Below are 10524 nucleotides of genomic sequence, written 5' to 3' on the forward strand. Positions count from 1 at the left end.
CACGTTACACCGGTCAGAGCCGCACGCGGACGTGTAACGGCTCGGAGGCGGCGCGTCCGTCGGCCGCGGTGACCAGGACCTGGACCCAGGTGTCCTCGGGCACCTGGGACCAGTCGAACGGGATCCACGCCGTCTCCATCCGCACCGGCAGGCCGGGCGGCAGGTCCGTGAGGTTCACCCCGGCCACCTCGACGACACGGGGCTCCTGCTGGCCCTCCCAGGTGATCGTGACCTTGGACCCCATGGGCATGTTGTAGCCGCGGATCTCCATACCGTCCTGGATGTCGCGCTGCATGCGGACCGCGTCGGCCGCGATGGGCCGGTTCCAGTCGCGGGCGATCTCCTCGGCGAGGGACGGCGAGCCGCAGGTGTAGAAGTCGCTCCACATGTAGGAGACGACCTTGGAGACGTAGCGCCCGACCTGTGCCACGGCCGCGTCGAGCCGTTCCTTGTCGGTGCTCCCCCTCTTGTACCCGGCCGCGCAGGTCTCCTCGCCGGACGGCTCGAATGCCTCGACGTTGGCCCAGAGTTCCACGTTGTGGCCCCGCTCGGCCATCTCCGTCCGGACGGTTGACATCTCCCGGTAGTAATCGCGGGTCGAGCCGTGGTAGGCGTCGCCGTTGGTCTTCTCCCCGACGACCGGCCACAGCCGCTTGTCGGCCTTCTCCTCGCGTTGGTCGGGCCAGAACAGCCCGACCTTCCCCGTTCCCCGGCTGTCCTGCGGCGCGATGATCCCGACCCCCGTCCGGACAAGGGCCTCGAAGCCCCTGGCCACCTGCTTGGGAGTGGCGCTGAACGGCCGCTGCCTGCGGGCGTCGAGGTAGGGGCTGACGAGGACGGGCCTGCCCGGCATCTCCTGCTCGACGATCTCGTGCTGCGAGGCGTACATCTTGAGCGTCGGGTGGTCGTCGTCCGACTCGCCGGTGTACTTCATCTCCCGCATCTGCAGCTCGAACGGCTGGTAGAAGCCGCCCAGCGAGGCCCGTTCCCGGAAGCGGGCACCGTAGTCCTGCATGATGCGCCGGGTGAGCGTGGTGAGCGTGTCCGTGCCCTGCTTGGCGGCCCGGGTCTTCTGCGCCGGGTCGCGAGGGGCCAGCGGCAGCGCGGGGAACACCTTCACCCCGAACTGGTCGCCGAGATCGAGCAGCTCGGTGAGGCTGTCCTCATGCGCGCCCGCGATCAGGATCACGTGGTAGCCGCGCCCCTTGCCCTTGATGTTCTCGCAGCTCGCGTCGTCGCTGCCGTCGTCGGTGGCGACGATCCGGTAGAAGACTGCCTTCTTCGTGACGATCTTCCGCTCGAACTCGGGGCAGCGGAAGAGCTGGGAGCCGAACGCCTCGTCGGTCCGGTAGACGAACGTCCAGCTCACCCGGTTGCCCGGGTTGGCGGCCTTGAGGTCGTTCTCCGCCGCGGCCGCGCACGGCACCCCGTTCTCCTCGCACGGCTCGTAGCGGGGATCGACCTTTCCCTCACCGTCGAGGATCCGGCCGTCGTCGTCGACCCTGCGGGCCTGCAGGCCCCAGCCGATCCGGATCACGGTGTCACCGCCCACCTTGTGGATGGCGGCGAACTGCCGCCGCCAGGTGCAGTGGTCGGCGGTCGGGACGAGCCAGTAGCCGGTGATCGCGTACGGCGCCCCCATGGCCGTGTCGAACGTTCCACACGGGTCGGTGAACTCGGTCGCCTCCGGGACCGGCACCGAGGGGGAAGGCGAGGGGGAGAGCGGCGAGCTCCCGCTGGTCGGAGAACTGTCTTCGGCAGGCGTGATCATCACGAACGCCGCCACTCCCGCGAGGATCGCCACGCCCAGAAAAGCGATGAGCCAGCGCACGTTCAGGACACTACCGTTCTTGTGATCTGGCAGACATAAGGAACTTTGCCCTACCGGAAATCAGCTCTTGACGCCCGCCCACGCCTCCAGCTGGGCGACGAAACGACGGGCCGAGTTGGGCCAGTGGTGGTTCGCACGGGCCGCCGCATACCCTCGAGCGCCCTGGGCATGCCTCGCTGAGACGTCGTCGCGGAGGAAGAGCACGGCCTGGGCCACGGCCTTGGGATCCTGCCAGGGCACGACCATGCCGCTGTCGTAGCGCTCGACCAGCTCCACCGCGCGAGGCGAGGGGGTGGTGATCACCGGAATGCCGTGGGCCATGTACTCCACGATCTTCGTGGGCATGGAGTGCCGGTAGTTGGGCTCGTCGTGCAGCAGGGAGAGACCGGCCAGCGCGCCGTCGAGCCGCTTGAGCGCCTCGTCGTTGGGCATGAAGTCGCGCCACTCCAGTACGCCCTCCGCCACCGCCTCGTTCAGCGTCGGCCGCGACTGCGGGTCGGCGTAGCCGATCAGCTCGACCGACACCCGGTACGGCTGGAGCAGCCGGGCCACCTCGATGGCCTCGCGCACCCCGCGTGCCCCCGACAGCCAGCCGAGGTAGACGACGCGGTCGTCGCCCGGCGGCGTCACCTCGTCGGGCACCCAGGTCTCGTTGGGCACCACCAGGTGGGCCTGGCGGAAGCGTCCGGCGTAGGCGGTCTCGGCCAGCAGCAGGTGCAGGTACCGCTCGGCGGTGCCTTCGAGCAGGCGGGCCATGAAGCGCACCGGCGGGCGGAGGAACGCCGGCAGCCAGGGCTTCAGTGACAGCGTCGCCGGAGTGTCCTCGTGCACGTCCCAGACCACCGGGGGCCGCTTGCGCACCCCCACCACCGCGAGCAGCAGCTCCGGGTCGTGGATGACCACCAAGTCCACCTGGCCGCGCATGCGCTTGAAGACCTTGCGTGCGGCGCGCACCGCCGACAGCCGCCTGCGCTCGGCCGCACGGGGGAGGTCGACGCCGTTCACCCAGGATCGGGCCATGACGCCCCGCGCCGTGTACGGGGCCGCGTACGTGACCTCATGACCGGCGTCCACGAGCGCGCGGATCTGCCGGTGCAGGATCCGGGCGTCCTCGGGATGATGCACCACGGTCATGACGAGCACGTGCACTGCGCGCAGCCCTTCGTCGCTAGAGCCGCTCGACGCGTTCACCCTCGGCGAGCACGCCTCGGGTGTCGAGCACGAGCTTGCCTTGGTCCTCGACAATCGACAGATCGAAGGCGGCGTGTTGCTGGAGCAACAGCGTCACGTCGGCTTCGATGACTCCCCTGGCGAGGTCTTCCTCGCGCGGCACCAGAACCCCGTCGACCCGCCAGTCCTTGACGTACGGGTCGGCGAAGACCAGTTCCGCGCCCAGCTCCCGCAGCGCCCGCGCGACCGGCAGGGCCGGGGTCTCGCGCTCGTCGGCGATGTCGGGCTTGTACGTGACACCGAGCAACAGCACCTTGGAGCCGTTGACCGGCTTCCTGTGCCGGTTGAGCAGGCGCTGCACGCGGGCCACCACGTACGACGGCATCCGCTCGTTGATCTCCTGAGCCAGCTCGACGAAGCGGAACGGGTAGCCCAGCTTGCGCACCGTGTAGGAGAGGTAGGACGGGTCGACGGGGATGCAGTGACCGCCGACACCTGGTCCGGGGAGGAACTTCTGGAAGCCGAACGGCTTGGTGGCGGCGGCCTCGATCGACTCCCAGAGGTCGACGCCCAGCTCGTCGCAGAAGATCGCCATCTCGTTGACGAGGGCGATGTTGACGTGGCGGTAGGTGTTCTCCAGGAGCTTGGCCATCTCGGCCTCGCGGGTGCCGCTGACCGGCACGACCTGCTCGATGAACTGGGAGTAGAACCCGACCGCGCGGTCCTTGCAGGCGGAGGTGTAGCCGCCGACGACCTTCGGGGTGTTGCGCAGGCCGTACTTGGGGTTGCCCGGGTCGATGCGCTCGGGCGAGAAGGCGAGGTGGAAGTCGGTGCCCGCGGTGAGGCCGGAGCCCTCCTCCAGGATGGGACGGGCGACCTCGTCGGTGGTGCCGGGCCAGGTGGTGGACTCCAGAACCACCAGCGAGCCCGCGCGGAGGTTACGTGCGACGGTGCCGGTGGCGCCCTCGACCGCGGACAGGTCGGGGCGGTGGTCCTCGTCGAGCGGGGTCGGCACGCAGATGACGATGGTCCGGCTGTCGGCCAGAACGGACTCGTCCCCCGTGGCGGTGAATCCCCCCGCCAGCATGTGCTCAAGGTCGGCGTCGGTCAGGTCGTCGATGTAGGACCTGCCCGCGTTGAGAGCAGCGATCTTGCCGGGGTCGACCTCGAAGCCGATGACCCGCAGACCGGCTGCCGTGGCCTCCTTGGCCAGGGGCATGCCGACGTAGCCCAGACCGATGATGGCCAGGTCGTAGGCAGTCACTGGATGACCTTGGAACGCCGGAAACAACACTTCATGGTCGCAAAGGCTATCTCAAGTCCGAACGAGCTACGCCTAATGCGATTGAACGCATCACAAACGGCAGGTATCCCCGGTGCCATGACAAGGTCATTAACCGGCAATCGATCGGTAAATATCACGGTACGTCTCCGCGATGCGGCTCCACGTACGCTTCGCGGCCACCTCTGCCCGTCCAGCCTCACCCATCTCGGCCCTCCGTCCCGGATCGTCACGCAGTCCGGCGATCGCCTTGGCCAGTGCCTCGGGGTCTCCCGCCGGCACCAGAAGCCCGGCGCCATCGGAGCCCACGAGCTCCGACAGGGCGGGCAGGTCGCTCAGCACGACCGGTTTGCCGAGAGCCATCGCCTCGACCGGTTTCAATGGCGTAACAAGTCGGCAAACGCGCAGGTCCTCCCGGGGACAGACGAAGATGTCGATCGCCGACTGGGCCTGCAGCGCCTCGTCGGGGCCGACCCGTCCCGGCATGATCGCGATGTCGCCGAGCCCCAGTTCCTCGACCTGCTCCAGCAGTGCCGCCCGCTCCACGCCGTCGCCGACGAGCAGCATCTTGACCGGCGCGCCCTCGTCCCGCAGCAGCGCGGCGGCGTTGACCATGGTGGCGAAGCCCTCGTAGGCCACGATGCTCGACACCGAACCCATGACGATGTCACCGGGCTCGATGCCGTAGGCGGCACGGAACGCCGCACCGTCGTACTCGGCACTGAGCAGCGAGTCGTCCACCGCGTTCGGCGCCAGGTAGATCTTTTCCCTCGGCACCCCGCGCTCGACGATCTCGGCTGCCATGGTCTCGGCGAGGGTGACCACCGCGTCGGCGGAGCGCATGATGAACGCCTCGCGGTCGCGCTGGAGCACGTGCCGCTGGCTGCCGATGCGCTTGGGGTCGCGGGAGGCCCAGGTCTCCTCCAGGAAGCCCCGGACCTCGTAGACCATCGGCGTGCCGGTCCGCTCGCGCACCGCCAGCGCCACCGAGCCGTTCCGGTGGTCGGTCGCGGCGTGCAGCACCTGCGGACGCAGGGTCCTGACCAGCTCGGTGACCTCTCCGGCGCCCCGGATCATCCGCCCCTGGCTCTCGAAGGGCACCTCACCGCTCGGGATCAGCCGGTGGTAGGGAATCCCGTCGATCTCCTCGTACGGCGTCGCGTCGGCGTGGCCCTGCATCATCGGCCAGCCCCAGCTGGTCACGACGTGCGGATCCAGCCCGGCGGCCTTCTGCGAGGTGACGATGCGGTGCGTGCGAACCGTGTATCCGGCCTGCGTGTACGGCAGCGCGTTGGTCACGCAGTGCAGCACCCGGCCGTGGAACCGCTCACCCACGATCACCTTCGCCTTGGGCGGGATCGGGTTCGGCTGGATCGCGGCCAGTTCTCCGACGTAGTAGGCGGCCCGGCGCTTGATGAAGGGGTAGCGGGTGTGGGCCTGGAGCACCTCGGCGGCCTCGCTCATCCGGCCGGCGTCGAAGTGCTCCTTCGCCTCGGTCCACGGGCCCCTCACCATGCGCATGCCGAGCTTGCGGACGACGATCTTGGCACGGCGCGCGACGGGCCAGGCGAACCGGCCCACGACGGGACGGATACTCGACGGGAGCGTCTCGGCCGCCGCCTGCGCCACGCGTACCGGGTCGGACTTGACCTTTGTCGCCACGACCCGGGAGACGATCACCGGATGCTGGACGAAACCCCTGATCAGCCCGCGCAGGCCGGCCCTGGCCGACTTCGCCGACACCGGGGCCCGTGACACCGGCTCCGCGGGGACCTTCTCCTCGGCCGGAGGCGTCGCCGGAGCGGGGAGCGTCGCCGACGCCTGGGGCGTGTCCGAACCGGGGAGCGTCTCCACGACCGGAGGCGTCTCCGCACTCGGCGGCGGGGCCGGCTCCGTGGGCACCTCCACGGCCGGAGGCATCTCCACGGCCGAGGTCGTCTCCGGCTCGGAGAGCGCTTCCGTCTCCGGGGTCGTCGCCGTGCCCGAGGTCGCCACCGGCTCCGCGTCAGGCTCGGCGGCCGGAGGCGTCACCGATGTGGCGGGTGTCGCCGGCACCGAGGGCTTCTCGGGAGCCGAGGGCTTCGCGGGAACCGAGGGGGAGTCTGGCCTGTTGGCATCGGATACCACGCCGTGACCGTACCATAGGCAGGGTTTGCCCCACTGCCGCATGAAAGGCGAGGTCAATGAGGGACTTTGCCGGTCCGGGCGCTTCTCAGGGCCCCGAGAATCCCCTTGTCCTGCACGTGCTCGGCGCGCGGCCCAACTTCGTGAAGGCCGCTCCGGTGGTGCGCGCGCTCGCCGAACTGGGCGTGCGGCAGGGCATCATCCACACCGGCCAGCACTACGACGCGCTCATGTCGGACGTGTTCTTCGCCGATCTCGGCCTCCCCGAGCCGATCGCCAACCTGGCCGTCGGTTCCGGCTCGCACGCCCGCCAGACGGCGGCGCTGCTCGTCGGCCTTGAGGACGTGGTGCTTGAGCAGCGGCCGACGCTGGTCGTCGTCTACGGCGACGTGAACTCGACGCTGGCCGCGATCCTGGTGTGCGCCAAGCTCCATGTGCCGACCGCGCACGTGGAGGCGGGCCTGCGCTCCTTCGACCGGGAGATGCCGGAGGAGGTCAACCGGGTCGTCACCGACGCGCTGTCCGACATCCTCTTCGCCACCTCTCCCGACGCGCTCTCCTACCTGGCCGCCGAGGGTGTCGACCCGGCCCGGGTGCACCTCGTCGGCAACCCGATGATCGACAGCCTGTTCTCGGCGCTGGACCACCTCGACCCGGCCCCGGTCCGCTCCCGGCTCGGCCTGCCCGAGCGGTACGGGGTGGCCACCCTGCACCGTCCCGGCAACGTCGACGACCCCGCCTCCGCCAAGGAGCTGGTCGAGGCGGTGCTCTCGGTGAGCGAGCGCCTCCCGATCGTGGTGCCGCTGCACCCGCGCGGCCGGACCCGCCTGGCCGAGGCCGGGCTGGTGGACACCGAGAACCTGCGCATCGTCGATCCGCTGGGCTACGTGGACTTCCTGTCGCTGGTGCGGGGCGCGACCCTGGTGGTCACCGACTCCGGCGGCGTGCAGGAGGAGACGACCATGCTGGGCGTCCCCTGCCTCACCGTGCGGCCCAACACCGAGCGGCCGATCACCATCACGCACGGCACCAACCGGCTGGTCACCCCCGCGCAGTTGCCCGCCGCCGCCGACCTGGCACTGGCGAACGGCGCGGCGACGCCTTCCGGTGAGCTGCCCCCGCTCTGGGACGGCAAGGCCGGTCCCCGGATCGCCCGGGTGATCGACAACTGGCTGCGCGGCGGCAACCTCTCCCCGGCTGGGCAAGCCGTACCGCCCAAATCCATTTAAAACGGCTATTTCGGTACGGCGTAGGCCGTAGCCTGGCACGACCCCGGACAAAGGCGATCCCCCATGAGCGAAGAGACCCCCGAAGAGCCGAAGTTCCAGCGTCTTGGGCCGATCAACTGGCTGCCCGAGGAGCGCAAGGTCGTCGAGCGTTTCGAGGAGCGCGTCCGGGACCTTGAGCGGCGGCTCGCCATCGCCGAGGCGAAGGCCGACTACGCGCAGTGGAAGCTGGAGTCGACCAAGGTGCAGCGCCCGTACCGGGTGGCCGAGGCGCTGACCGCGGCCAAGGGGTCGGGGGTCACCGCGCTGCCGGGCAGGCTGCGCTCCGCGATGCAGGCGCGCAAGGGCCCCAAGCCGCCCCGCCCGGTGACCGAGGTGGTCGCCGAGCTCGACCAGCAGGGGCCCGTGGTCGACGTGCCGCAGGTCAAGTGGCCGGCCGGTCCGATCGTCCGTCCGGACATGAAGGTCGCGGTCATCCTGGACGACTTCTCCCGGATGGCGTTCAAGTACGAGTGGGACCAGATCGAGTTCGGGCTCCGCGACTGGCCGGAGATCTTCGCCGAGCGCCGTCCCGAGATGCTGTTCGTGGAGTCGGCCTGGCACGGCAACCAGGGCCGCTGGCGCTACCAGATGACCGGGACGAACGCCCCCAAGCCCGAGCTGCGTGCCCTGATCGACTGGTGCCGCGTCGAGGGGATCCCCACGGTCTTCTGGAACAAGGAGGACCCGCCGAACTTTGACTTCTTCATCGACACGGCCAAGCTGTTCGACTACGTCTTCACCTGCGACGGCGACATGGTGCCCCGCTACCGCGAGGTGCTGGGCCACGACCGGGTCGACGTGCTGCAGTTCGCCGCGCAGCCCCGGGTGCACAACCCGATCCAGGAGAAGCGCGGCCGCCTGAACGACGTGGTCTTCGCCGGCATGTACTTCAGGGACAAGCACCCCGAGCGCCGCGAGCAGATGGAGACCGTCCTCGCCCCGATCCGCGAGCTCGGCCTGCACATCTTCGCGCGCAACGGGACCGTGGACGAGAAGTACGCCTGGCCGAAGGAGTACGTCCCGCACATCGTGGGCGAGCTCCCGTACGACCAGATGCTGGCCGCGTACAAGATGTACAAGGTCTTCCTCAACGTGAACTCGGTGCTCGACTCGCCGACCATGTGCGCCCGCCGGGTCTTCGAGCTGTCGGCCTGCTCGACGTCGATCGTCTCGGGCTGGTCGCGGGCCATCGAGGAGACCTTCGGGTCGCTGATCCCGATCGCCCGTGACGAGCTGGAGTCGTACAACCAGGTCCTGCACCTGATCAACAGCCCCGAGCTCCGCGCCCGCCAGGGACACCTGGCGATGCGCGAGGTCTTCGACAAGCACCTGTTCTCGCACCGGGTGGACCAGATCCTGGAGCTCCTCGGCAAGCCGGTGGAGCGGCGGACCCGGTCGATCTCGGTGGTGCTGCCCACCAACCGCGCCGCCCAGATCGAGCACGCGATCTCCTCGGTGGCGAAGCAGATCCACCGCCCCGTTCAGCTCGTCATGGTCCTGCACGGTCTGGACATCGACCCCGTCGTGGTGGCCGACAAGGCGCGGATGGCCGGGATCACCGACGTCGTGGTGCTGCCCGCCGACTCGTCACTGTCGCTGGGCGCCTGCCTCAACCTGGGCATCGCCGCCGCGGAGGGCGAGCTGATCGCCAAGATGGACGACGACAACCTGTACGGCGAGCACTACCTGTCGGACCTGGCCCGTGCCTTCGACTACTCCGACGCCGAACTGGTCGGCAAGGGCGCGCACTACGCCTACTTCGAGGGCAGCAACACCACGATGCTGCGCCTGCCGGGGCTGGAGCACCGTTACGCCTTCCTGGTGCAGGGCGGCACCTTCCTCGGCAGGGCGGACATGTTCCGGCACTACGGCTTCGAGGACGTCACCCGGGGCGAGGACACCCGCCTGGTCCGCCGGCTCAAGGAGGACCGGGTCAAGATCTACTCCGCGGACCGGTTCAACTTCGTCTACTGGCGCAGCGGCGACGCGGGCATGCACACCTGGCAGGCCGACGACATCAAGCTCACTCGTAACGCGCAGTTCTCTTTCGTGGGGCATCCGGACGCGCATGTGATGATCTGATTTTCTGGCCGGGGCGTCGCGGGGGGTTCCGGCGTGTTCTCTTGCGGGGACGCGTTCTCTTGCGGGGACGCGTTCTCTTGCGGGGACGCGTTCGCGCTCCGGTGGGTGGGTGCTCCGGGCGGCCGTTGTTGGTGGCGGGTTTGGGGATTCAGGCCTTCGGCCTGGCGGGCGCGCTGGTTGCGGATTCTTATAAGCCGCCCGGAGCACCCACCCACCTCCGCGCACTCCTTGCCTCGCCGTACGGCCTGCGGGCCGTAGTCGCTTCCTTGCGGGCCGCCCAGCGGGCTCTTGGGCGCTGAAGCAATCCGTACGAGGGTCGTTCCGGGTCCGTCGCCGTAGCTGAAGCAGCGGTGCGGGAAGGAGCGCAGGGGGCTCCCCTGTAGTTCATCGGGCCCGTCGTGATTCGCTGGTGCTGGTCGGCTTGCTGCGGCTTGTCGTCGCCGGTCATGGCTTGGCTCGGGGGCGAGTGTGGTCGCCTGATGGGACACACCGCGACTCGGACCACCACGGTGACCGGAAGGAACCTCACTCCACTCCTCTGCCGGGGTCCAGCCGGACAGGCACACCGCGACTCGAACCACCACTGTGACCGGAAGGAACCTCACTCCACTCCTCTGCCGGGGTCCAGCCGGACAGGCACACCGCGACTCGAACCACCACTGTGACCGGAGGGAACCTCACTCCACTCCTCTGCCGGGGTCCAGCCGGACAGGCACACCGCGACTCGGACCACCACTGTGACCGGAGGGAACCTCACTCCACTCCTC

General features: G+C 69.3%; 7 protein-coding genes. 3 read left to right on the forward strand and 4 right to left on the reverse strand.

The features are described from left to right. Positions 1-13 precede the first annotated feature (13 nt). The 4 genes from ACWD3H_RS37700 to ACWD3H_RS37715 all read right to left on the reverse strand — a co-directional run bounded on the left by ACWD3H_RS37700 (position 14) and on the right by ACWD3H_RS37715 (position 5945). Complete coding sequence (locus ACWD3H_RS37700; protein ID WP_355548216.1) at positions 14-1831, reverse strand: DUF4434 domain-containing protein; 1818 nt, start codon at positions 1829-1831, stop codon at positions 14-16. 60 nt (positions 1832-1891) lie between these two features. After that, a complete protein-coding gene (locus ACWD3H_RS37705; protein WP_350923011.1) occupies positions 1892-2980 on the reverse strand; it encodes a glycosyltransferase in 1089 nt (362 codons plus the stop codon). Between the two features lie 19 nt (positions 2981-2999). After that, the gene (locus ACWD3H_RS37710) at positions 3000-4265 is read right to left on the reverse strand and encodes a nucleotide sugar dehydrogenase (RefSeq protein WP_451958394.1); all 1266 of its coding nucleotides are present in this window, start codon (positions 4263-4265) and stop codon (positions 3000-3002) included. A gap of 129 nt (positions 4266-4394) precedes the next feature. After that, positions 4395-5945: a glycosyltransferase family 4 protein gene (locus tag ACWD3H_RS37715; protein WP_451958395.1), complete on the reverse strand. Its 1551-nt coding sequence runs from the start codon at positions 5943-5945 to the stop codon at positions 4395-4397. Here ACWD3H_RS37715 and ACWD3H_RS37720 point away from each other — a divergent pair. The 3 genes from ACWD3H_RS37720 to ACWD3H_RS37730 all read left to right on the forward strand — a co-directional run bounded on the left by ACWD3H_RS37720 (position 5929) and on the right by ACWD3H_RS37730 (position 9757). After that, a complete protein-coding gene (locus ACWD3H_RS37720) occupies positions 5929-6417 on the forward strand; it encodes a hypothetical protein (RefSeq protein WP_451958396.1) in 489 nt (162 codons plus the stop codon). The genes ACWD3H_RS37715 and ACWD3H_RS37720 overlap by 17 nt on opposite strands. Before the next feature lie 49 nt (positions 6418-6466). Then, entirely contained in the window at positions 6467-7636 is a 1170-nt protein-coding gene (gene wecB / locus ACWD3H_RS37725; protein ID WP_451958397.1) for a non-hydrolyzing UDP-N-acetylglucosamine 2-epimerase, read from the forward strand. A 63-nt stretch (positions 7637-7699) separates the two neighbouring features. Continuing rightward, positions 7700-9757: a glycosyltransferase family protein gene (locus ACWD3H_RS37730; RefSeq protein WP_451958398.1), complete on the forward strand. Its 2058-nt coding sequence runs from the start codon at positions 7700-7702 to the stop codon at positions 9755-9757. Positions 9758-10524 lie beyond the last annotated feature (767 nt).

The organism is Streptosporangium sp. NPDC002607, assembly GCF_053592655.1.

What these genes read in the sequence shown, in the direction of transcription:
- ACWD3H_RS37730 (WP_451958398.1), top strand. Translation starts at nt 7,700, where the DNA reads ATGAGCGAAGAGACCCCCGAAGAGCCGAAGTTCCAGCGTCTTGGGCCG.
- wecB (WP_451958397.1), top strand. Translation starts at nt 6,467, where the DNA reads ATGAGGGACTTTGCCGGTCCGGGCGCTTCTCAGGGCCCCGAGAATCCC.